The sequence below is a fragment of the Marinobacter halophilus genome (assembly GCF_003007685.1).
Classification (GTDB): Bacteria; Pseudomonadota; Gammaproteobacteria; order Pseudomonadales; family Oleiphilaceae; genus Marinobacter; species Marinobacter halophilus.
This window is the reverse complement of record NZ_PXNN01000006.1, coordinates 208,162-230,475: the sequence shown is the minus strand read 5'-3', so window position 1 is coordinate 230,475 and position 22,314 is coordinate 208,162. Positions and strand designations below refer to the sequence as shown.

Annotated in this window: 18 protein-coding genes; 7 read left to right on the top strand and 11 right to left on the bottom strand. The window is 55.9% G+C overall.

Annotated features, from left to right (window positions below; translation table 11 throughout):
• Positions 1 to 26 precede the first annotated feature (26 nt).
• Positions 27 to 956, bottom strand: coding sequence for a chemotaxis protein CheV (locus tag C7H08_RS05140; protein WP_106670688.1), 930 nt, complete (start codon positions 954 to 956; stop codon positions 27 to 29).
• 192 nt (positions 957 to 1,148) lie between these two features.
• On the opposite strand from C7H08_RS05140, the gene flgA reads away from it, so the two are divergent.
• The 3 genes from flgA to C7H08_RS05125 all read left to right on the top strand — a co-directional run bounded on the left by flgA (position 1,149) and on the right by C7H08_RS05125 (position 2,785).
• A complete protein-coding gene (gene flgA / locus C7H08_RS05135; protein WP_227663384.1) occupies positions 1,149 to 1,850 on the top strand; it encodes a flagellar basal body P-ring formation chaperone FlgA in 702 nt (233 codons plus the stop codon).
• A gap of 130 nt (positions 1,851 to 1,980) precedes the next feature.
• On the top strand, positions 1,981 to 2,307 hold the full coding sequence (gene flgM / locus C7H08_RS05130; RefSeq protein WP_106670686.1) for a flagellar biosynthesis anti-sigma factor FlgM: 327 nt from the start codon (positions 1,981 to 1,983) through the stop codon (positions 2,305 to 2,307).
• A 7-nt stretch (positions 2,308 to 2,314) separates the two neighbouring features.
• Entirely contained in the window at positions 2,315 to 2,785 is a 471-nt protein-coding gene (locus C7H08_RS05125; RefSeq protein WP_106670685.1) for a flagella synthesis protein FlgN, read from the top strand.
• A 65-nt stretch (positions 2,786 to 2,850) separates the two neighbouring features.
• Here C7H08_RS05125 and C7H08_RS05120 read toward each other — a convergent pair whose 3' ends face one another.
• Positions 2,851 to 3,600: a cyclic di-GMP-binding domain-containing protein, MshE-related gene (locus tag C7H08_RS05120; RefSeq protein WP_106670684.1), complete on the bottom strand. Its 750-nt coding sequence runs from the start codon at positions 3,598 to 3,600 to the stop codon at positions 2,851 to 2,853.
• A 203-nt stretch (positions 3,601 to 3,803) separates the two neighbouring features.
• Here C7H08_RS05120 and C7H08_RS05115 point away from each other — a divergent pair, with 203 nt between their 5' ends.
• From C7H08_RS05115 to C7H08_RS05105, 3 genes are all read left to right on the top strand, one after another.
• Positions 3,804 to 4,400, top strand: coding sequence for a peptidylprolyl isomerase (locus C7H08_RS05115; protein WP_106670724.1), 597 nt, complete (start codon positions 3,804 to 3,806; stop codon positions 4,398 to 4,400).
• Positions 4,401 to 4,405: 5 nt separating this feature from the next.
• Positions 4,406 to 6,277: a bifunctional tRNA (5-methylaminomethyl-2-thiouridine)(34)-methyltransferase MnmC2/FAD-dependent 5-carboxymethylaminomethyl-2-thiouridine(34) oxidoreductase MnmC1 gene (gene mnmC, locus C7H08_RS05110; RefSeq protein ID WP_106670683.1), complete on the top strand. Its 1,872-nt coding sequence runs from the start codon at positions 4,406 to 4,408 to the stop codon at positions 6,275 to 6,277.
• 112 nt (positions 6,278 to 6,389) lie between these two features.
• Entirely contained in the window at positions 6,390 to 7,022 is a 633-nt protein-coding gene (locus C7H08_RS05105) for a CBS domain-containing protein (RefSeq protein ID WP_106670682.1), read from the top strand.
• Between the two features lie 19 nt (positions 7,023 to 7,041).
• On the opposite strand, the gene C7H08_RS05100 is transcribed toward C7H08_RS05105, so the two are convergent.
• From C7H08_RS05100 to C7H08_RS05080, 5 genes are all read right to left on the bottom strand, one after another.
• Positions 7,042 to 9,726 carry a hypothetical protein gene (locus tag C7H08_RS05100; RefSeq protein ID WP_106670681.1) on the bottom strand — a complete coding sequence of 895 codons (2,685 nt, stop codon included), beginning with the start codon at positions 9,724 to 9,726 and terminating at the stop codon, positions 7,042 to 7,044.
• 152 nt (positions 9,727 to 9,878) lie between these two features.
• Positions 9,879 to 11,915 carry an NAD-dependent DNA ligase LigA gene (gene ligA, locus C7H08_RS05095; protein ID WP_106670680.1) on the bottom strand — a complete coding sequence of 679 codons (2,037 nt, stop codon included), beginning with the start codon at positions 11,913 to 11,915 and terminating at the stop codon, positions 9,879 to 9,881.
• A 24-nt stretch (positions 11,916 to 11,939) separates the two neighbouring features.
• Positions 11,940 to 12,971 (bottom strand): cell division protein ZipA, encoded by a 1,032-nt coding sequence (gene zipA, locus C7H08_RS05090; RefSeq protein WP_106670679.1) that lies wholly within the window; start codon positions 12,969 to 12,971, stop codon positions 11,940 to 11,942.
• A 121-nt stretch (positions 12,972 to 13,092) separates the two neighbouring features.
• Entirely contained in the window at positions 13,093 to 16,587 is a 3,495-nt protein-coding gene (smc, locus tag C7H08_RS05085; protein WP_106670678.1) for a chromosome segregation protein SMC, read from the bottom strand.
• 1 nt (position 16,588) lies between these two features.
• Positions 16,589 to 17,269 (bottom strand): GntR family transcriptional regulator, encoded by a 681-nt coding sequence (locus C7H08_RS05080; RefSeq protein WP_106670677.1) that lies wholly within the window; start codon positions 17,267 to 17,269, stop codon positions 16,589 to 16,591.
• 279 nt (positions 17,270 to 17,548) lie between these two features.
• On the opposite strand from C7H08_RS05080, the gene C7H08_RS05075 reads away from it, so the two are divergent.
• Positions 17,549 to 18,475: a GGDEF domain-containing protein gene (locus C7H08_RS05075; protein WP_106670676.1), complete on the top strand. Its 927-nt coding sequence runs from the start codon at positions 17,549 to 17,551 to the stop codon at positions 18,473 to 18,475.
• Positions 18,476 to 18,492: 17 nt separating this feature from the next.
• Here the strand turns inward: C7H08_RS05075 and rluB are convergent, their stop codons facing one another.
• The 4 genes from rluB to C7H08_RS05055 are packed head-to-tail and all read right to left on the bottom strand — an operon-like array spanning position 18,493 to position 22,294.
• Positions 18,493 to 19,503 carry a 23S rRNA pseudouridine(2605) synthase RluB gene (gene rluB, locus C7H08_RS05070; RefSeq protein ID WP_106670675.1) on the bottom strand — a complete coding sequence of 337 codons (1,011 nt, stop codon included), beginning with the start codon at positions 19,501 to 19,503 and terminating at the stop codon, positions 18,493 to 18,495.
• A gap of 38 nt (positions 19,504 to 19,541) precedes the next feature.
• Positions 19,542 to 20,207 carry an SMC-Scp complex subunit ScpB gene (gene scpB / locus C7H08_RS05065; RefSeq protein WP_227663362.1) on the bottom strand — a complete coding sequence of 222 codons (666 nt, stop codon included), beginning with the start codon at positions 20,205 to 20,207 and terminating at the stop codon, positions 19,542 to 19,544.
• A gap of 14 nt (positions 20,208 to 20,221) precedes the next feature.
• Positions 20,222 to 21,049 (bottom strand): segregation and condensation protein A, encoded by an 828-nt coding sequence (locus tag C7H08_RS05060; protein WP_106670723.1) that lies wholly within the window; start codon positions 21,047 to 21,049, stop codon positions 20,222 to 20,224.
• 30 nt (positions 21,050 to 21,079) lie between these two features.
• Entirely contained in the window at positions 21,080 to 22,294 is a 1,215-nt protein-coding gene (locus tag C7H08_RS05055) for a tryptophan--tRNA ligase (protein ID WP_106670674.1), read from the bottom strand.
• Positions 22,295 to 22,314: the final 20 nt, after the last annotated feature.

Genomic DNA, 22,314 nt, shown 5'->3' with positions numbered 1-22,314 from the left:
CATGGGTAAGTCTGTCAACCGAGGCATCATTGCTGATCAATGATTTCCATCACGCGCTCGGCAAGCTCATCGGGGCTGAATTTGGCCATGAAATCATCGGCACCGACTTTCTGAACCATCGCCCGGTTGAACACGCCGCTGAGCGAGGTATGCAGCATGACATACATGCTACTCAGAGCCGGGTCTTCTTTAATCCTGGTGACCAGGGTGTAGCCATCCATTTCCGGCATTTCCACATCAGAAATGATCAGTGACAGATGATCCGCGGCTTTCGAGCCATCCTTAGTAATCTCTTTGAGATACTGAAGCGCTTGCTTGCCATCATTCTGAGTCACCACCTCCATGCCAATCGCCGTCAGGCAACGCTCAATCTGGCGACGAGCAACCGCCGAATCATCGACAACCAGCACCGGATTATTCCCAGGCGCACGCTCAGAACTGCGTGCTTTCAACTCGTCAGTGACATCTTCCCTGAGCGGAGAAACTTCTGCAAGAACCTTTTCTACATCGATGATTTCTACCAGTTTGTCTTCAATTCTGGTAACCGCCGTAAGGTAAACATCCTTACCCGCGCCTTTGGGAGGCGGCAAGATATCTTCCCAGTTCATATTCATGATGCGATCAACACCGGCCACCAGAAAACCCTGGGTTTTGCGGTTGTACTCGGTAATGATGACAAAACTCGTCGCCAGCTGCTCGGCGGGCACACCCTGCATGCCAATGGCCATACCCAGGTCGATGATTGGAATTGTCTCGCCCCGGATGTGTGAAACGCCCCTGACCACATTCCGACTGTTGGGAATGGAGGATAGTTTCGGACACTGAAGCACTTCTTTAATCTTGAAGACATTGATGCCGAATAACTGCTGCCCCTTTAAGCGGAACAACAACAGCTCAAGCCGGTTTTGACCCACCAACTGCGTACGCTGATTAACGCTGTCCAAAACCCCTGCCATAACCGTCTACTCCTGGCATGCCGAAACCGGCACAGAATTTGCTGAATCACTGCGAAACACACTGTTTTCGCGAATCGGGACCAAAACATTGACGCCCCGAACCCTATAAAGTGTTAACGGCCCGAACTTCCGTTTCCTTAGGCGAATTCGCACTAATGTGCCTAACAGACAGCATAGGACAAAGCCGTGCAGATGCGAACCCTCTTTTTAGCGACTATTTGCCTGTTTACAACCGCGCTGAACACTGTTGCCGCAGCAACGACCTCAAGTCAGATTCGTGACGCCGCTGCTGGCTTTATTGAAGCCTGGGCCGAACAGCAGGCGCTACAGAACCTGGATGTCAGGTTTACCGTTGGCAACATCGATAGCCGGTTGACCCTGGCGGCATGTAATAGCCCTCTTGAAACCACCTTCACCACTGACCCACTGAGCACCACGTCACCGTCGGTGCTGGTATCCTGCTCAGGCGAGCGGCCCTGGCGCATGTATGTCACAAGCTCTGTCGAAGTGCACGGCCCGGCGCTGGTCGCAGCCCGGCCTCTTGCCCGGGGAGAGCGCCTAACCGCCACCGTCCTGCAGGAAAGACAGATACAGATCAATGCCAGCAGGCGCGGCATTCTGACGGACCCGGAGCAGATATCCGGCATGTTGGTGCGCCGACCGGTCAACGCGGGCTCACCCATCACGCCCGACCTGCTCGAGGCCCCCAATGCAATTGAACGGGGCGATCATGTTATCATTATGGCAAAATCAACGGTGTTTTCCGTCAGTTCACGAGGTAAAGCCCTTGCCAGCGCCAGCGTTGGCGAGCAGGTATTGGTTGAAAATCTTCGATCTTCGCGCACCGTCAGGGCAACGGTAACTGCACCCGGTCGGGTTGAAATCCCGATGTAGCGGCAAACTTTCACCGACCGGCAAAATATTTCCTAGTTTCTCTAAAGGTTGGCGATACGCTGCCGATAGAACGATATAAACCCGAATCTGCCACTGTCACTTCAGTGGCCACAGGCAAGCAGGTAATCTTATGTCAGTTGACTTAAATGGAATTGGCCCAGGCCAGGTCAACACCACCAGAACGACCGCTGATAAATCATCCGGCAGTCAGAGCACACCATCACCAGCCGCCGATCAGGCCAAGGCACAGAGCCCAGCGGCCCGCGGTGAGAATGTCAGCCTCAGCAATCAAGCCAAAAATCTGAAACAGCTGGAGCAGAAGCTGGGTGATTACCCGGAGATGGACGATGACCGCATCGCGCAAATCCGTTCAGCTCTGGAAGATGGCAGCTACAAGATTGATGCAGAGAAACTGGCCCAGAAAATGCTTGAGATGGATAAAAGCATTTTTGGGTGAGTAAATTATGGCTGCCATCGATGAACTGAAGACCCTCCTCTCAACAGATATCCGCCAGCTGGAAACCCTGGCGGGTGTGCTTTCTCAGGAAAAAGAAGTTCTGTCCTCGTCGGATATCAAACCGCTGCAAGGCATTACCACTGAGAAAAACGCCATTCTGGGCGAAATCCGCGAACGCGCCAAACAGAAAATTCGGCTGCTGGTCAGCATCGGCTATCGTCCGGATGCCGGAGAGCCTTCACGATTTATCCGTGCCAGTGGCGAGGAAGATCTGTATCAATTGTGGAAAGCAGCGGAACAAAAACTACGCACCTGCCAGGGTCTGAACCAGAACAACGGTCGGGTGGTCGGGCATCTGCAAAAGCGCCTCAACAGGTTGACCGACATATTCCGTGGCGCCTCTGCCCAGCAAAAACTTTACGGTGCCAAAGGCGAACAGACTGGCGTTGCCAACCGAACCATTCTTGCCAGCGCCTGACAAGCCAGACACCAACAAAAACGCCCGGATCTGTTCCGGGCGTTTTTGTTGGTGTAACCGTTGTGTTACCGGGTATGAATAGTCATCTGCGAATCCGGGTGGAAACGGATATTATGCAGGCTGACGTTTCCCAATGCCGGGCTTTGATCGCCGCTGACCCGAATGTTGTCCATACGGATTTCTTCGATTCTTTCAGGAAAGGCAAGCCGCAGTGCGCCATCCTCATGAATTGAATACCGGGGCTCTCCCTCCCGGTAATAGACGCCAGAGATGGTCAGATCTGAATCCAGGAAGCTGAGCACAGGCACGAAGATATTTGCCGCCAGCTTGATACCTTCTACAGCATCCAGGCCAGCAACCTCCAAATCGGTAACATCGCCCTGGTTGGCAATATCCGGCATGGTCGCAACAGAGTCGATTCGGGCCAACAATCCCACATTGCTCCGGGCCACCACGTCCGCCATCTCATGCTCTGACATCGGGGCAAAACCGCCTTTCTCGTAGAGCTCACCCGCTTCAATGGGCATATTGGCAGCGTTGGTGTTGGTCGACGCCAGTGAAACCAGCGGCTGGAAAGGCAGAGTAACCATGGTCACGAGGGCGGCCGCATTGCGGTAGCGGGCTTGGTGCTTGAGTACACGGTGCAGTTCTTTTTCAGACACCCAGCCAGATGCAACCAGCACTTCACCCAGCCGCTGGCCGGACTGCCGCTGCGCCAGCAAGGCCTCATCGAGCTGCCCTTCAGACAGATACCCGCGATTGATCAACAGCCGGCCAAGCCGGGACTTTTCTTCAAACCCCTTACGGATTCTCACTAGACTACTCCTGCGTTCACAGTGATCACCGTACAACCCGGCCCGGTATCGTTAGATTGCTTCAAGAGTAGCTCACTACTCTCGTGCATGCTGTTCCGATTACCCTCATTGCGGTAAGGATCTGTTAAGATCTTCGACTATTTTGTTTTAACCGGATTATCTCAGGATTCCTAACGACAACTGACATTGTGAGCGCTTCTGAAATGACAAATTCCGTAAAATTCTCGTCAACTGTGATGCCTGTCCTGTTTGCCATCATGTTCGCCCTACTGGTGCCCACGACCGCCCATGCTGACGAACTGCCTAAAGTCCGATTCGTCACCTCAGAGGGTGCCTTTGAGCTGGAGCTGCGCCCGGATGTCGCGCCCAAAACCGTTGACAACTTCATTAGCTACGTTAACGACGGATTTTACGACGGCACGGTGTTTCATCGGGTTATTGCCGGGTTCATGATTCAGGGCGGCGGTTTCGATGAGAAAATGTCGCGCAAGCCCACCAAAGCACCCATCGTGAATGAGGGGGTGGCTACCCTGCCAAATCTGCGCGGCACCGTTGCCATGGCCCGCACCAACGCACCCGATTCCGCAACCTCACAGTTCTTTATCAACTTAGCGCAGAATGACTTCCTGAATGTCGGTGTTCGCGGTGCCGGTTATGCTGTTTTCGGTAAAGTCACTGACGGCATGGGCGTTGTTGATCGCATTGCCGCCGCACCAACCGGTCACAGGCAGGGCATGGCCGATGTGCCGCTCCAGCATGTGATTATTGAAAGCGTTTCTATGGTTACCTCTGAAGACTGACAGCTATGCACGAAAGGCCCCTGCCGCCGGCAATGGAACCGGCAGAACTGACCTGGCATGACGATGTACCAGAATCCGTCCGATTTGGGGATGTGTACTTCAATCGGGACAACGGATTAGCGGAATCCCGGCATGTGTTCATTGGTCCCAGCCACCTGCCGGAGCGCTTTCGGCAAGTGCCCTCACTCGGTCATTTTGTGGTCGCCGAAACTGGCTTTGGCACGGGCCTGAACTTTCTGACCACCTGGTTGGAATGGCTGGCTCAAAGACCTGCCAATGACAACGCCATACTTCATTTTGTGTCCGTTGAGCGCTACCCCCTCACCCGCACGGATCTTGAAAAGGCTCTGTCGCACTGGCCTGAACTCAATCATCAGGCCGCCGAGCTGATCGCACACTACCCGTCCCTGATTAGCGGCACGCATCGACTCATTCTTGCCGGTGGCAAGATTCGTCTGACGCTGTATTTCGGCGATGTCTTGAACGCTTGGCAAGACCTCACATTCACCGCCGACGCCTGGTTTCTGGATGGATTTTCGCCGTCACAGAATCCGGCCATGTGGCACAGTGAAACCATTAAACAGATTGCCAAACACAGTAAAACCGGCACCACGCTGACCACCTTCACGGCCGTCAGTCAGGTGCGCCGTGTCCTGGCAGATGCCGGATTCGATATGAAGATACTGGGAGGCTTTGATCATAAACGGGATATGCTGGCCGGACGGTTTACTGCAGAAATGCTTGGTGAAGCAAGCCCCTCCGTTGACCAGGTGGCCGTTATCGGTGCAGGCATTGCAGGCACTCTGCTGGCCCGTAATCTGGCTGAGCGTGGCATTTCCGTATTATTGATTGATCAAGCCGAAAAGCCCGGCTCCGCCGCCTCTGGCAACCCCCAAGGCGCGCTTTACGTGAAACTTGGTGTGGAATACAACGCACAGACAGAGCTTGCAGCCACGGCACTCAGCTTCAGCCAGCGCTATTATGGCGCCTGGCAGTCGGATTTCTGGCACCCAACCGGGCTCTTACAACTGGCCAGCAGCCCCCAGGAAGTTGATCGCCAGCGCCGCTTTTGTGAACGCAATACTTACCCCAGCGACCTGATGCGTCCGGTGGATGCCCGCCAGGCAACAGAACTCGCCGGCATTGCCATCGAACACCCCGGACTATGGTTTCCTGGCTCTGGCTGGCTGGCCCCCGCCACCGCTTGTCAGCAACTTGCCGACCATCCACTGATCGAAACTCGCTTCAATTACCAGATCGCCAGCATTCAGCCCTGCAACAGCCAGTGGAGTATCCGCAACAGCAAAGGCGAAGACCGGCAGATTGCTAAGGTCGTGATTGCAGGCGGTCATGAGGCCGCCAAACTGGTACCGGTACCGGGAGAGCTCCGATTGAAGCCGATCCGGGGCCAAACCACTCAATTACCGGCACCACGATTCAACTTACCCCGCACGGTCATTTGCGGGACAAAATACCTGAACCCCGTCAATGGCGGACATGCGACCACTGGCGCCACCTTCGACCTGAGAGACGACAACCCGACACCGACCACCATCAGCAACCAGCAAAACCTTGAAGAGGTGACCGCTATGCTGCCCGCCGTCAGTATCGACAATACGCTGGACGCAGACCAACTCGAAGGCCGTGTTGCCTTCCGCTGCACCACCCACGACTATCAACCGGTCGCCGGCCTGCTGCATGACAAAACTGGCGATCCGGTTGACGGTATCTATCTGATGACGGGACTGGGCAGCAAAGGCCTGGTATGGGCGCCGTTGCTGGCAGAATATCTGACAGACATGATTACCAATCAGCCCAGATGTTTGTCCAAGCGGCTTGCCAAGCGGCTCGAAACGGGACGTCTGTACCGGACCTAGCTTACCTTGACGTAATACACTGGACCTATAGTCTGGCTATATTCGGCCGTTACGTTTAAATAGTGAGCTCTGCTGACGATAATTGCAGTAGTCAAAGTCGAGGGGTAGTGCAATGTCCATTTTTGTCAGTGAACCGGGCCGACCTATTGGAACCCGGTTACCAGAAGCGTTCCGCAGCCGCAGGGTGGGTAACGTTACCGAGCTGACCGAATCTGGCGCTATTTCAGCGGGCCACAGCGAAGCAACCGACGCCGAGTTCCAACAGGCAGCAAACAGCGGCCGTCACCGTGCCCTTCAGGAGTATGGGGCGGCCGCTGCCGGCGAAAGAATGGAGGAGCGAATTTACCTGCCCGTCTCGGGTATCTGCTCACCGGCGCTGTATTCGGTCCCAGCCACTGCGTCTGTCGCCGATGCTATGTCCAGCATGGAGGATAACGGCATTCACCACCTGGTGATCATGGCAGAAAAAAATGTTGCAGGACTCATTGACCTTCGCTGGCTGCTGACCTGGCTGCATGAGCATGGCTCTGATGCCATGGAACAAATCCTCACCCACATCGAGTTGCCCGCCTTTCTGACCGCCTCACCGGAAACCGATGCTCATCAGCTGGCGCGACTGATGCTCGCCCACCAGCTCAATGCAGCACTGGTCATCGATGCTGACGGCAAGCCCTTCGGCATCGTCACCAGCACCGATTACCTCAAGCTCTATGCCAGCGCCGGACGACACGAAGGCTCTGTATAGCCCCGGCACCAGATCTCATTCAGTCAGAGGTTAACGACTCGCCTTCCGGACTGAATACCCGGATCTCACGGTTGCCGTTACGATCAACCAACGCAACGATTTCGTCGTCACGATAGTTTTTCAACCGGATCACCTTGAGACCACCGATTTCCAGCTGCCGGCGCCAGGTACGGTACGCCACATCGTCGTCACTGCGATTCAGGCGCGCAAGAATGCCCTGACCGGCCCCCGGCTGCACCACCTCCTCCGCGAACTCGCCATCGGTGTTGCCGGCAATCACAATATCCCCATTAAACAACATACCCTGGCTCAGCGTGACGCTGGCATTGTCGTTCAAGGCCTTGGCCATCAACGCAGTGCCAATGGCACCACTGGTGCTGTAACCAAGCGCGAAACCAGCCCGGTTATCCAGCGGGGCACGCATCAGCTCTGTGTCATCGTCGGCTTTGTCCTGGACCGAATAATCCCGGGGGGCATCACCAATCAGCCAGACACTGCCGTCACCGTAGAAGCCATGTTTGAGAATCTCGGACGAGTCTTCGCCAACCTGATACACGGTCGGCGAACCACTGGCACTGCCGGCGAAGAAAAACGGGCCAATAACCGCCGTGCCATCAACAGATACAGGAGCAGACCCGAATAATAGCGGGCTCACCCCACTGACACTGCCGCCGACGACCCTGTCGTCACCAGAGGAGCCGACCTGGCGAGACCAGACAAGGGTCGGCACCAATGATTCGCCGTCCGGCAGGCTGTCGATCCGCGCGAGAAAGGCATCGACACCACCAACAGCAGTCTCGCCTATCCAGGTGCCATTGGTTTCGCCGGCGACCACCACATACCCGCTACCGGCATTGAGTCCGACCCAGCGCACCCTGTCATCACCAGATGTGCCAATCCGATGCAGTTCGTCCCAGCGCAGCTGGTATTCATCGCCAGTCTGCAGGCGATAGAGCCCTGTTACTACATTATTGGTGCTGCCGGAAACATCGCCAGCCCCGATAGCCTCATTGGTCGAAAAGGCCACGGCCATTTCGTACCGAGTGACCCGGGTAGTGCCCTCGGCCACCCGACGTTCTGCCACATCAACAAAGACATCAGGCTGCGCTGCAGTGGCGAGCGTGGCGACAGCAACCGTATTGCCCACTGGATCGCCGGCCTGATCATAGACCCGCACCTGAACTTGATTGCCCTCATAACCGGCCACAAATAAACGGCCACCATGGCCCACCGTGAAATCGGTCGGTACAAATCCGTCTATCCAGCCCAGATGCTTAAACAAGCGATTAAAGCTCAACCGAAGCAAGTTATCACTTGCACCCCGCGCAAACCCCTCACGGCCAGCCTGATACACATTATCAACCGCCAGTTGCGCAAAGCGGTCGTTAAGATCATCCGGTGCGGTATAGCCGTCGTCGACACGAATATCAAAGAGCACCTCATCCCGGCCCAACGGGAATTCCAGGGTAGCGTTCACCACGCCCTCCTGCTCAATGGCAAACTCGGTGCCCAACCGAGCCGTTGAGCCTTGCGCCTGAGTCAGGCGGACGCTGACCGGCACCTCGCGGTCTCCCGACAAAATAGCCCGATAGCTGCCGCTATTACCGATGTTCAGGGTATCCCTGGGCCCGCCATTCATCGTTTCAATGGACACCACCGGTTCGTTGTCCTGAATGGTCAGGTTAGTACGTACCTCGGTGTTGGAGGCACCCAAAGAGGCAATGCCGGTGCGGATTTCAGTCAGATAGAGTTGCGCAAGTTCGGAAGGCTCAGGAATTTTGTCATCAATGATTTCCAGGGGGATATAACACTCGGTGATACCCGGTTCGAGGGTGATGACTCCATGGTCATACACCCCCTGATCATTTTGGAATAATGTGATGTAGTCGAGCTTGTCGCCGTCCTCGTCCGTGGGAAACGCGGAGCCACTGCCACGGGCTACGATGTCGTTACCGATAATGGCCCGGCCCAGGTTATTGCTGCTGTATTCGCAGCTCTGGTGCGGCGGCGTTTGTTCGTCATCACAGGCATTTGCATCAAATTCGGAGCGTAATTCGAAGGCAACGGCGACGCGGGTGACGGAGGGCTGATCAAGCAGCACTTTGACAAACACCCGATTGGTTGCAGATGTCACCGATTTGGAGGTATTCGATGAGCCGTCAGATTCATACAGATCAATGTTGTAGTCGTGCTCACCCAATGTTTCCAAATCAGGTAAAGCGCATCGCTCACGAGAACTGTCTGACACCTCCGGACTTTGACCCTCGGCAAACATCGGGGCCTCCAGCGACAACACATTGCGCTTTACCTCGATATCAAAGGGCTGAAAGCCGGACATGCGGCCATCGGTGGAGACAATATCAATGTTCTCGGTTTTGCCGAGATCGGCCTCGCCGCGCGCACCACCAGAAAACCCTGGCACGCCGCGCATGATCACACCCTGGCGGGCTTTGTTGCTGGTGTCCTCCAGTGCCAACCAGGATGGCGCATTGGTCAGGGCGTAGTCCAGAATGCTCTCGCCACCATAAGCGCCCCAGTTGTAGTAATACTCAACACCCAGATAAGCCGTGGTCGGGGGAGCGCCAAGCAAGGTTGGCTGGTCGGGATCTTTTTCGGTCTTGCAGCCGGTCGCCGCCAACGCAATCAGGGACAGGCCTATGAGACGGCACGTAAAGGGGGGGCGGGAGAACACATCGGCGCGCATGCAAAAATCCGTTTCATGACGTTGTTGTTATGGCGGTGCCCGGAGCTCGTGTTCGATTCCGGTTTACACACCGTTACAGATCAACGCCATGGTAGCCAATTTGAACTCCGCGGGATCTGCGCGAGTTCTCAGATTCGCCGGCCGGACTGGCATCAGTCGCTCAGGCCATGCTCCTCAAGCAGTGCCTGCAGGCCGTCTTCGTCAAGCACGGGCACGCCCAGTTGCTCCGCTTTGGTCAGTTTGGAACCGGCCGCTTCTCCGGCCACCACGCAGGCCGTCTTTTTCGAGACGCTGCTGGCAACTTTGGCGCCGAGCACCTCCAGCTTTTCCTTGGCCTGGTCACGGGTCATGTGAGTGAGGGTGCCGGTTAACACCCAGGTTTCGCCGGCAAGGGGCCGCTCTGCCCTCTCGGCAACCTGCTCCTCTTGCCAGACGACTCCGGCCTCCTTGAGAGCCTGCAAGGTTTCCTGATTGTGGGGCTGATCGAAAAAGCTACGAACGTGGCCAGCAACGATCGGCCCGACATCCGGAACTTGCTGCAGCTCTTCTTCACCGGTTTGCGAGATAATTTCGAGCGATCCGAACCAGGAGGCCAGAGCCTTGGCGGTGGCCTCACCGACTTCCCGAATGCCCAAGGCATAGAGAAAACGCCACAACACCGGATTGCGGGAACGATCGATGGCCGCAATGAGGTTGGCTGCGGATTTATCGCCCATGCGCTCGAGACTGGTTAACTGGAATCTGGTGAGCCGGTACAAATCCGCCACCGTCTGCACCATGCCCTCGTCCACCAGCACTTCGATAAGCCGGTCACCCAGGCCTTCAATATCCAGAGCCTTGCGGGACGCATAATGCCGAATGGCCTCTTTGCGTTGAGCCGGGCAGTAAAGCCCGCCAGAACAACGTGCCACCGCCTCGCCTTCAATCTGTACGATGTCAGACTCACACACCGGGCAATGGCCGGGCATGGTCACCTCCGGAGCGCCCTCCGGGCGATTCTCCGGCACCACTTTGACCACCTGAGGAATCACGTCGCCGGCCCTGCGAATAAACACCGTATCGCCGATGTGTACATCGAGGCGTCGAACTTCGTCCATGTTGTGCAAGGTTGCGTTGGACACCGTGACCCCACCCACAAACACCGGTTTCAAACGGGCAACGGGAGTCACCGCCCCGGTACGGCCGACCTGAAATTCCACATCTTCGATTACGGTCAACTCTTCCTGAGCCGGAAATTTGTGGGCGATAGCCCAGCGTGGCGCCCTAGAAACAAAGCCAAGCTGCTGCTGCAGGTCCATACGATTCACCTTGAACACAATACCGTCGATCTCGTATGGCAGGAGGTCCCGTTTGTTCATCAGCTCGTTATAGGCTTCAAGGCAGGCGTCGACCCCCTGCGCTTTGCGCATTTCAGGATTGATCCGGAAGCCCCATTCCCGCACCATTTGCAGACTGTCCCAGTGGGTAAACGGCAACAAGCCTTCATCGGTCACGGCCATGCTGTACGCGCACAGTTCCAATGGCCGTTTCGCCGTCACCGTTGATTTTTTCTGGCGCAGACTGCCGGCTGCTGCATTACGGGGATTCACGAAAGGTTTGTCACCCTGCTCTATCAACCTTGCGTTGAGCTTTTCGAAACCGGCCTTGGGCATATAGACTTCCCCCCTCACCTCAACCAGTTCCGGGCAGTTGCTGCCTCTGAGCTTCAGGGGGACGGATGGGATGGTGCGTATGTTGGCGGTAATATCTTCTCCGGCATAGCCGTCACCCCGGGTCGCTGCCCGGGTCAGTGCACCCTGTTCGTAGTGCAGGCTGACGGCCAGGCCGTCCAGTTTTGGCTCACAAACGTATTCGATCGTGTCGTCGGTCGATAAACGGTCCCGCACACGACGATCAAACTCCCGTAATTCATCGTCGCTGAATGCATTATCCAGAGAAAGCATGGGCAAACGGTGAATCACTTCCTGAAAACTGGTTTCGGCGCTGCTACCGACCCGCTGTGTAGGCGACTCGTCAGAGGCAAGCTCAGGATGCTGAGCCTCCAGAGTCTGGAGCTCCCGGAACAGTCGGTCGTACTCGGAGTCGGGTATTCTGGGATCGTCCAGAACGTAATAATAATAATTGTGATCGTCGAGAGCAGCGCGCAGTTCTTCCACACGCTGCCGGATATCTGCAGAGACTTGAGTCATCAGGTTGGGTGTCCTGGTTAAGCGTTACACCCGTTGGGAACGCTGTTTACGTTCGAACTCACGGATGCGCTGCCGGCAGTGTTCGATGGTTTGTGGGGTCATCACGCTTCGGCGTTCATCTTTCAGCTCACCGCCCATATTGCGCACCACGCACTGAGCAGTTTCCAGCATAAACTCAAACGCCTGCATCGCGTTGGTAGGCCCAGGCAAACTCATAAAGAAGCTGATGCCGGGCGTGCTGAGAACCGGCATATCCCTTGGCCGGAACGTTCCTGGCTCAACCGCGTTAGCGACACTGAACTGGACCGGAGTGGTAGTATCTGAGCCTTCGTGACGGTGGTAGATATCCATATCGCCAAGTTCAAGACCACAGGCCTCAAACAATTTCTTCAGGATGACGCCTTCAAACTGCGCGCCGCTGCGGGCCAGTACGTTGATCACCAGAACCTCACGAGCCTCCGGGCGGTTGGCCCCCGCCAGCGGTTGATTCTTGCGGGGTTTGACGGCGGCCCGTTTGGCGGTGTCTTCTTCCACTTCAGAAGTAACAATCGGCACTTTTTTATGCGGGGTTCTGACCTCCGCGGGCTCAACCTTCTTCACCGTCTCTGGTTCTGGCTGCTCACTGTCGACTGAATCGGCAGCGATCGCGGGCCCTGGTTGCTGAACAGGTTCTGGCTCTGGCTCTGGCTGTTCAGGTGCCGACCGAACCACTCTGGGCTCACCTAACTCGCTGTCGTCGACGCCTTCATCGGCCGCGCCCCAGCCGGTTTCCGGGGTTATGTCGTCTTCATCCGAGCTGCTGAACGCTTCTGACGTGTCAGAAGTAAAGTACCCACGAGCTTCCAGCGTGCCTCTGGAAATAGTTCGGGCGCCGCCGTTGGGCAGTTCGGGGTTGTAATCGTCATCCAACGGCGAATCCTTCAGGTCATCTGCCCCCATACCGGAAGAGATTGCCATGGATTCTTTGCGGGCCCGGCGCATGCGCCGAACGCCATCAATTACGATTCCAAGTATAACCAGGGTACCTATGGCAATTAACCATTCCCTAAGTGACATAATGCTGCTGTCCTGTTTGCAGTTTGGAACGTTGCTACTCTAAGAAAAGCCGGTAATGAATACAACGCACACTGGGCCGAGATGGCCTTATTGTCATGGTTGACGGCTTTTTCGCCAACCCTCAGGCCTCGGCCAGTGCCGCGGCCTCGTCTACATCCACCGATACCAGTCTTGAACATCCGGGCTCATGCATGGTGACCCCCATCAACTGATCGCCCATTTCCATGGCGATTTTATTGTGGGTAATGTATATAAACTGTACCTGTTTCGACATTTCTTTCACCATGTTGGCGTATCGACCTACGTTGGCATCATCCAGCGGGGCGTCGACCTCGTCCAGCATACAGAAAGGCGCCGGGTTGAGCTGGAAAATTGAAAATACCAGAGCAATTGCAGTCAATGCCTTTTCACCGCCGGATAACAGGTGAATAGTGCTGTTCTTTTTGCCCGGCGGCCGCGCCATAATGGTTACCCCGGTCTCCAGAAGATCCTCTCCGGTCAGCTCCAGATAGGCATTACCACCCCCGAATACTTTCGGGAACAATGCCTGTAAACCGCCGTTGACCTGATCAAAGGTCTCCTTGAAGCGCTGGCGGGTTTCTCGATCAATTTTGCGTATGGCGGTATCGAGCGTTTCCATTGCCTCCATCAGATCGTTGTGCTGCTCGTCCAGGTAATTCTTGCGCTCGCTCTGTACCTGATACTCTTCGATGGCCGCCAGGTTAATGGCGCCCAGCCGCTGGATTCGGTTCCCGATTTTTTCCAGTTCTTCAGCCCAGGCCTTTTCCTCCGCTTCATCAGGTAACTCACTCAAGACGTCGTGCAATTTCACATTCAGCTCTTTGAGCTGTTCAATGTGATTACCAGCTCGGATTTCAAGCGCCTGGGATTCCATCTTGAGCTTTTCGAGACGAGCACGAACGTCCTGCACCAGATGATCGGTCCGACTTCTGCCCTGCTCACGTTCCCGCACCTCGCGGTCAATGTCTTCCAGGCCATCTCTGGCAGCGGCCAGCTTTTCTTCTTCCGCGAGCCGGCGCTCCAGCAAACCTTCCAGTTGCAAATGGAGATCTTCCAGGGGCTCTTCGGCGCTTTCCCGGGATTCCCTCAGAACATCCAGCCGCTCCTCCAACCGCTCTTTTTGCAACTGCATGCGATCAATGGTCTGCTTGAGACCATCCCGCTGGCTTTGCAGGGTTTGCAGTTGCAACTGGAGCTGATGTGCATGGTCCCGGTCATGGCGCGCTTCCTGGCGCAGTTGGTCAAGATTCTCTCGCAAAGTGTCCCGTTGTTCCAACAGCTGCTCTTTCTCTTCATCGCTGTCTTCGGTCGAGGCCAGCGCCAGATTCCACTCTTCCCTGGCCTCCTCCAGAGTCTCCTGCTGCTCCTCCAGGTTTGCCGCCACATCATCGATGTCGTCCCGGATGCCAGAAAGTCGCTGATCAATCTGTTCCGCTCTAGCTTTCAGCCCACTGACCCGGGATGCCAGTGTGCCAAGCTCCCGCTCGGCTTCGCTCAGACGACTCTGCGCGTCTTCCCGCGAAGCTTCGGCGCGTTCTGACGTTTCCTGGAGCTGACCGAGCTTTTCCGTGGTTTGTGCCAGCCGCGCTTCCGCTTCGGCCAGCCGCGCTTCAAGCTCACTGACTTTTTTCTGACGTTCGATCACGCCAACCTGCCCGGCGTCCGAATCCGGCATCAGTATCCAGTCCCGGGCGACCCAAACGCCGGCACGGGTAACCAGACTCTGGCCGGCTTCAAGCTGGCCTTGTCGGGCCAAAGCATCGGCAAGGGTGTCGACGGCATCAATACCTTCAAGCAGATGTGCAATCGTGGACACTCCCGACACTTTGCTGGCCAGCCCACTCTCAGCAACGGTGCCAGACACTTGCCCTGAGACCAGCGCCAGTCCCTTCGGGGCCTGATTCAAGGCCTCTCTCAGGTGATTGAAACCGGGTAACGATAGCCCCTGACTGAACCGACCAATCACCTGCTCAACCGCGAATTCCCAGCCGTCTTCTATGCGTAACTCAGCCGCCACTCTGGGCACATCGGACAAACCATTGTCGCCGAGCCAGGCCTGGAGGGCATCGTCCTGCCCCCCCATCTGCTCATCCAGCAACGCCTGCTGAGATTCCAGTGAAGCCCGCAGGCTTTGGGCCTGTTGCCGATGCTCGGCGACCTCCTGCTCGGCCGCTCGCAACTGCTGCCGGCATTGGTAGACGTCATCCTGCAAGGACTGGATCCGCTCGGCGGCGTCTTCCCGCTGCAGCTCCAGAGTTTCCTGCTGCTCCAGAAGATCGTTCAGCTCTGCACGGTCAAGCTGGCCTTCAAGCAACCGCTGCTCATCCTGAAGCTTGCTTCGACGGCCCAGTAACTGGGTGATGGCCTCTTCAAGGGAACGAATGCGGGACTGAGCCAACTCGGCCTGACGCCGGGCATCGGACGACCGGGTGCTGAAGGTTTCCCAACGATGCTGCCAGTCGCTCATGGCCTCTTCAGCCTGTTGCAGCTGCTCGCCAGATTCTTCAGCACGAATGGCCAGGGTTTCTTGTTCCGGCTCGATCATGTCGAGCTCTTCCTGAATGCCGGCCAGCTTTTCTTCGTCCTGTTCCAGTTCCCGCCCCAGTTCACGCTGGTTGGCCATCGCCTGATCCAGTTCGGCCGCAGTCTGGCGACTGCGCTCCCGGTGGTGCTCCAGGCTCTGCTCAATGCGCGCTATGTCGGCGCCGGCTTCATAATATCGGGCCTGGGCTCGGTTGAAGTGTTCAGTGCGCTCATAATGGCCTTCGCGCAGGGATTCCAGCGACGTTTCCAGGTTCACCCGGTCCGTAAGCAGCTTTTCAAGCTCCAGCTCGGTGTCACGGGTCTTGTTGCGCCAGGACTGGAGATCGTTATCCAGCGCCTGCCAGCGCAACACGGTGAGTTCCGCCTTCTTCTGCCGCTCTTCGTGTTTGTAAGTCTTGTACTTCTCGGCGGATGCGGCCTGCCGCTCCAGATGCTGCAGCTGACGACCCAGTTCTTCCCGAAGGTCCGTCAGGCGCTCCAGATTTTCCTTGGTTCGCTTAATCCGGCTTTCAGTTTCGCGCCGCCGTTCTTTGTATTTGGAAATACCGGCCGCTTCTTCGATATAAACTCTGAGTTCTTCCGGCTTGGCCTCTATCAGGCGCGAAATCATACCCTGTTCAATGATGGCGTAACTGCGCGGGCCCAGACCGGTTCCCAGGAACAGATCGGTGATGTCTCGGCGTCGGCATTTGGCGCCATTGAGGAAATAGTCGGACTGACCTTCGCGGGAGACCCGGCGCTTTACGGAAATTTCGTTGAATTTGACAAATTCACCGGGTGCGGAGCCATCGCTGTTGTCGAACACCAGTTCAATGATTGCCTGCCCGACCGGCTTGCGCGCGCTGGAACCGTTAAAGATAACGTCCGTCATGGACTCACCGCGCAAATACTTGGCTGAGCTCTCGCCCATGACCCAGCGCACGGCGTCGATGATGTTGGATTTACCACAACCATTGGGTCCGACCACGGCCGTCATGTTGGACGGGAACGGGACGGTGGTAGGATCTACAAACGATTTGAACCCGGCCAGTTTGATGGACTTGAGCCGCATATCAGGCGTTCTCCTCCGTGAGAATGCTCAGAACCTGTTTTCTCTGATGCTCCCCGAATTCTTGTATTACCTGCTCGAGCAGATCGCTGTTGCCGTTGATGGCGGCATCGGCCAGATGCCGGAAAAAGGTTGCGGTTTCTTCGATTTCGGTTCTGAAATGTTCAAGCGCCACATAGTAAGTGCGACTGATCGCAGGACGAAAGTTTTCCAGCGTCTCTTCAAGAAAGGGGTTTTCAATCAGTCGATAGGCATAGCGCATAACGCCAAAACCTGCATCAATCACTTGTTCAGCGGCATCCGGAGCGTTGGAATTAAGTGCATCAATCACCGCCTGAAGCTCCTTGACCTGGCTCATTACACCACCGAGTTCGGGGCCAGACCAACGCTCTAGCACCTTGCGCCCGAGCATGCACAACAGATCAATGTATATATCGTAGAGGGCATCGACTGAATCTGGCGTCAGTTCTGAAACAACGGCGCCACGGCGGGGAAAGATTTCGACCAGGTGGCGGCGTTCCAGAATCAGCAGCGCTTCGCGAACCGAGCCCCTGCTTACATTGAGCTCGCCGGCCACTTTCAGCTCCTGAACGCGCTGTCCCGGTTTCAGGTCTCGGACGATGATCCGTTGGCCAATATGCTGGGCTATTTGTTCAGAAAGGCTTTCCGGTGCCTGAAATCTCATAAACCTGATGCTCACTTCTAACGGCAGGACATGGTCAAGCGCAGGAGTTTATCACAGCTGCCTGATTGCCCCACCCCTTGTCCGACATTTTGATTGCAGGTCTTTTTACCGGCGGCAAAACCCTGCCGAAATAATGACGCCTTAAGAGACACAGCGGCGAAAAAGCTAAAAATGATGTCACATATTGCTTATAACTTATTGTCTAAACGCATATTATAATGGATGGCACGGCTCATGCTTATTATGTGAAACCTTATTCACGAAACAGAGTGAGCCGCCGTGAAAAACCTTACATCGATCCAGCCATCAAAGACTCAGCACGCCAGACTGGCCGCTTTGAAGCAGTCTTTTCACGACTGGAACAACACGCCGGACGTGCTCACTCAGATGGCCAAACGGCTCTCTACTACACTTTCTCTGGAAACCCAGCTGGGCATCGTTGCCGAAGAGATAGCAGCAACCATCCCCTTCGATGCCTTGAACTACCGCCATCGCATCGCCCGGCAGGACTTTGTATTTTCAACCGGTATGGGTGGTCCTCACCGCTGTGAATACCGATTGACACTGGAGGGCAGCTATTACGGCACACTCACCTTCCACCGCCGGCATAAATTCAGTAGTGAAGAGATGACAGGTCTGGAAATGATGCTCTCCGCGGCCATCTGTCCATTGCGCAATGCCTGTCAATTTATCTCGATTGAACAAGCAGCATTAACCGACTCACTGACCAATATTGGTAACAAACGGGCACTGGACGAAGCACTGTCACGCGCCAGCGCAATGGCAGACCGGCACGGTGCTCCCTGGAGCCTGATTTTGTGTGATCTTGACCATTTTAAACAAATCAACGACAACCACGGCCACGTAGTGGGCGATCACATATTGACGAAAACTGCAGAAAAACTGGAACAAGCGGTTCGTAATTCCGATACGGTCTACCGCTTCGGGGGTGAGGAATTTGCCATTCTGCTACCTCACACCAATGAGCTGGATGCACGTGACGTGGCCGATCGTATCCGCCTGGCTGTTGAAAGTATTCGGGTAGATGGCGGTGAAACACCGCTCACGGTGACAACCAGTTGCGGTGTGGCTGTGCACCTCATGGAAGAGTCATCGGATCAATGGCTTGCTCGCGCCGATGAGGCCTTGTACCGGGCTAAAGCCCAAGGCCGCAACTGCACGCGAGTTTTCGCCACAATTTCGTAACCACCAGCCGGGGCGTGTCAGCCCCGATTGTTGCGCGCGGGCCTTGAGGTGCCGGCAGAACCCTTTCGCTCGTCTCGCTTTGGTTTCGGTTTTGATGGCGCCGAGTCGCTTACCTGCCAACTGCCTTTACGGGCACGATGCAATGACTTACCAGGGCTTTTCCGACTTCTACGATCATGTTCCGCCTGCTCATCAGGGGTCTTCTGCGGAATATCCACTGACGTCAGGCCGACCACCTTACTCAGGATATCAACGTCCTTTTGCTGCAGCTCTTCCCACTTACCCAGAGTTAGCCGGCTCGGCAAGAAAATAGGCCCATAACGAACGCGCTTCAAACGGCTGACCCGAACACCTTGGGATTCCCATAAACGCCTGACTTCGCGATTTCGGCCCTCAAGCAGCGTAACGTGGAACCACCGGTTAATTCCGCTGCCACCGGCAGGTGAAATGTCGGAAAACTTGGCCAGACCGTCGTCCAGCAGCACGCCCTCGAGCAACCGAGCCTGCATGGCCTCGTCGACATCACCGAATACCCGCACCGCATACTCCCGGTCGATCTCGCTCGACGGATGCATCAGCCGGTTGGCCAGTTCACCATCGGTAGTGAACAGCACCAGTCCTGTGGTGTTGATGTCCAGGCGGCCGATAGAAATCCAGCGCTGATCTTTTAAACGCGGTAAGCGGTCAAAAACCGTGGGCCGGCCCTCCGGATCTTTACGGCTGGTCACTTCGCCTTCCGGCTTGTTGTAAATCAACACCCGGCGAACCACTTGGGCTGCCGATGCAACATCGAGCACTTTACCGTCGAGTTCGAACTGATCGCCTGTTGTGGCCTTCTGTCCTGGCTCAGCCGGCCTGCTGTTGACCAGTAACCGCCCGGCCTCCATCCAGCCTTCGATTTCACGGCGGGAGCCAACACCCGCCCGGGCCAGAAGTTTCTGAATACGCTCAGGACCGCCCGACAAGGATTTTTCGTCTTGTACAGGTTTGGTTTTCGAGCCTGATTTTCCGGGGCCAGATGCCGCCATGTCATAAATCCTTACTGAATAGCTGAAGCCTCATGGCATCAGTGAAGTGTCTGTTCCGGTGACGCAGTCGGGGCATCCTGAGGATCACCCTGACTGACACGTTCACCCTGGGAAGACTCAAACTGAATCTCTCCCTGCATGTTCTTTTCGATTTCCCGACCGATCTCATCAAGATCCCGTACTTCAGACAGTGGCGGCAGCTCATCAAGACCGGTCAGGTTAAAATAGTCCAGAAACTGTTTGGTGGTGGCGTACATCGCTGGCCTGCCCGGCACATCCCGATGCCCCACTACGCGCACCCACTCTCGCTCAAGCAATGTTCGAATGATATTGCTGCTTACCGTAACGCCACGGATATCTTCAATCTCACCCCGGGTAATCGGCTGGCGATAAGCGATCAACGACAACGTTTCCAGCAGAGCCCGAGAATAGCGCTGCGGCTTCTCCTCAAACAGCCGAGCCACCCAGGGCGCAAATTCTTCTCGCACCTGCAGGCGATAGCCACTGGCCACCTTTCTAAGCTCGAACCCTCTGCCCTCGCAGGCCTTTTCAAGTAGCACCAGCGCGTGCTCCATCACCTGCCGGGGAGGCCGATCATCTTCCGTGAACAGCTCACGCAGCTGCTCAACTGACAACGGTTTACCGGCGGCCAGTAGCGCGGCTTCGGCAATCGCCTGTATTCGGGCCAGGTGTTCTTCGTTCATGATCCTGCGCTCCCCTAGCTGGCAGACCGGGTCCGGACATGAATCGGGCCCAGCACCTCTGCCTGCACAATTTCAATCAGCTGCTCCTTGACCAGTTCGAGCACCGCAAGAAAGCTGACCACCACGCCCAGGCGCCCTTCCTCAATCGTGAACAGACTTTCAAAAGTTACGAAACGATCACCCTGCAATACCGAGAGAATGTGGGACATTCGCTCTCGTGTTGACAGCCGTTCCTTTTCAACGTGGTGGCTTGTGAACAAGTCCGCCCGTTTGAGCACGCCATGAAGCGCCAGCAGCAGCTCTTTCATGTCGACCTCCGGATGCGGCTGTGACGATGGCATTTTGGGCAACGCCGCAGATCCCGAGAAAATATCTCGCTCCATTCTCGGCATCTGATCAATGTCTTCAGCCGCCTTTTTGAAACGTTCGTACTGCTGCAGTCGCCTGATGAGCTCAGCCCGAGGGTCGAGTTCTTCATCGTCCTCAGTATCCTGACGCGGTAATAGCATGCGCGACTTGATCTCCGCCAAGGTTGCGGCCATCACCAGGTACTCAGCCGCCAGTTCAAAGCGCATCGATTCGACCGCACCGATGTACTCCATGTACTGGCGGGTAATTTCGCTGACATCAATCTCCAGAATATTCATATTCTGGCGCCGGATCAGATACAGCAACAGATCCAGAGGCCCTTCAAAGGACTCCAGAAACACGGCGAGGGCATCCGGTGGAATGTAGAGATCCTTGGGCATATCCACTAAAGGTTTGCCCGACACCAGGGCAAGCGGAACTTGCTCCCCGGATTTGGAGGGGGCTTTGGCCAGCTCTTCAGGTTTGTCCGTCATGCCCATTCCCACCGGTCTGGCCGCCGAAACTCAGCGGTAGCTGAGCCCCATGGCGGCGCGCACTTCTTCGAGTGTGTCTCGGGCTGCATCACGGGCATGCTCACGACCTTCTTCAAGGATCGAACGGACCACATCCGGGTTCTTTTCATACTCACGGGCACGTTCGTGCAAGGGCCGCTGCTCTTCAATCACTGCATCGATCAGTGGTGTTTTGCAATCCAGACAGCCAATACCGGCACTGCGACAGCCTTCCTGCACCCACTCGCAGGTTTTGGCATCTGAGTAGACCTGATGCATACCCCAGACCGGGCATTTTTCAGGATCACCCGGATCGGTGCGACGAACCCGCTGAGGATCGGTCTGCATGGTCCGGATTTTCTGGGATACGATATCCGGCTCTTCACGCAGGCCGATGTAATTGTTATAAGATTTGGACATCTTCTGACCGTCCAGTCCCGGCAATTTTGATTCCGGCGTCAGCAGCGGCTGAGGCTCCGGCAGGATAACTTTGCCCCCCCCCTCGATATAGCCGTAAAGACGTTCACGATCCCCCAGAGAAATGTTTTGCTGCTCCTTTAACAAAGCGCGAGCGGTTTCGAGGGCCTCCATGTTGCCCTCTTCTTGATAACGTTTCTTAAGATTGCGGTACAACTTAGCGTTTTTCTTGCCCATTTTAACAATGGCCGCCTCGGCCTGATCTTCAAAACCGGGCTCACGGCCGTAGATATGGTTGAAGCGACGGGCGATTTCACGGGTAATTTCCACATGAGACACCTGATCAGCTCCCACCGGCACCTTGCCTGCACGATAGGTCAGGATGTCGGCACTCTGCAGCAACGGATACCCCAGAAAGCCATAGGTGGCGAGATCTTTTTCCCGCAGCTTTTCCTGCTGGTCTTTGTATGTTGGGATGCGCTCCAGCCAGCCCAGCGGGGTAATCATCGACAACAACAGGTGCAATTCGGCGTGTTCCGGTACCTGAGACTGAATGAACATAGTGGAGGAACCGGGGTTAACGCCCGCGGCCAGCCAATCAATCACCATGTCCCAGACACTCTGTTCGATGCCGGAGGGGTCATCGTACTGGGTGGTTAATGCATGCCAGTCAGCGACGAAGAAGAAGCACTCATATTCATGCTGGAGTTTCACCCAGTTTTTCAGCACACCATGGTAGTGGCCGAGGTGAAGCTTGCCGGTCGGACGCATGCCGGACAAAACTCTTTGCTGGGAATCGACAGAACTCAAAGCACGAACTCCTTCTTTCT

Coding starts and splice junctions, on each gene's coding strand:
- C7H08_RS05140 (WP_106670688.1), bottom strand. CDS start 956: ATGGCAGGGGTTTTGGACAGCGTTAATCAGCGTACGCAGTTGGTGGGT.
- flgA (WP_227663384.1), top strand. CDS start 1,149: ATGCGAACCCTCTTTTTAGCGACTATTTGCCTGTTTACAACCGCGCTG.
- flgM (WP_106670686.1), top strand. CDS start 1,981: ATGTCAGTTGACTTAAATGGAATTGGCCCAGGCCAGGTCAACACCACC.
- C7H08_RS05125 (WP_106670685.1), top strand. CDS start 2,315: ATGGCTGCCATCGATGAACTGAAGACCCTCCTCTCAACAGATATCCGC.
- C7H08_RS05115 (WP_106670724.1), top strand. CDS start 3,804: ATGACAAATTCCGTAAAATTCTCGTCAACTGTGATGCCTGTCCTGTTT.
- mnmC (WP_106670683.1), top strand. CDS start 4,406: ATGCACGAAAGGCCCCTGCCGCCGGCAATGGAACCGGCAGAACTGACC.
- C7H08_RS05105 (WP_106670682.1), top strand. CDS start 6,390: ATGTCCATTTTTGTCAGTGAACCGGGCCGACCTATTGGAACCCGGTTA.
- C7H08_RS05100 (WP_106670681.1), bottom strand. CDS start 9,726: ATGCGCGCCGATGTGTTCTCCCGCCCCCCCTTTACGTGCCGTCTCATA.
- ligA (WP_106670680.1), bottom strand. CDS start 11,915: ATGACTCAAGTCTCTGCAGATATCCGGCAGCGTGTGGAAGAACTGCGC.
- zipA (WP_106670679.1), bottom strand. CDS start 12,971: ATGTCACTTAGGGAATGGTTAATTGCCATAGGTACCCTGGTTATACTT.
- smc (WP_106670678.1), bottom strand. CDS start 16,587: ATGCGGCTCAAGTCCATCAAACTGGCCGGGTTCAAATCGTTTGTAGAT.
- C7H08_RS05080 (WP_106670677.1), bottom strand. CDS start 17,269: ATGAGATTTCAGGCACCGGAAAGCCTTTCTGAACAAATAGCCCAGCAT.
- rluB (WP_106670675.1), bottom strand. CDS start 19,503: ATGGCGGCATCTGGCCCCGGAAAATCAGGCTCGAAAACCAAACCTGTA.
- scpB (WP_227663362.1), bottom strand. CDS start 20,207: ATGAACGAAGAACACCTGGCCCGAATACAGGCGATTGCCGAAGCCGCG.
- C7H08_RS05060 (WP_106670723.1), bottom strand. CDS start 21,049: ATGACGGACAAACCTGAAGAGCTGGCCAAAGCCCCCTCCAAATCCGGG.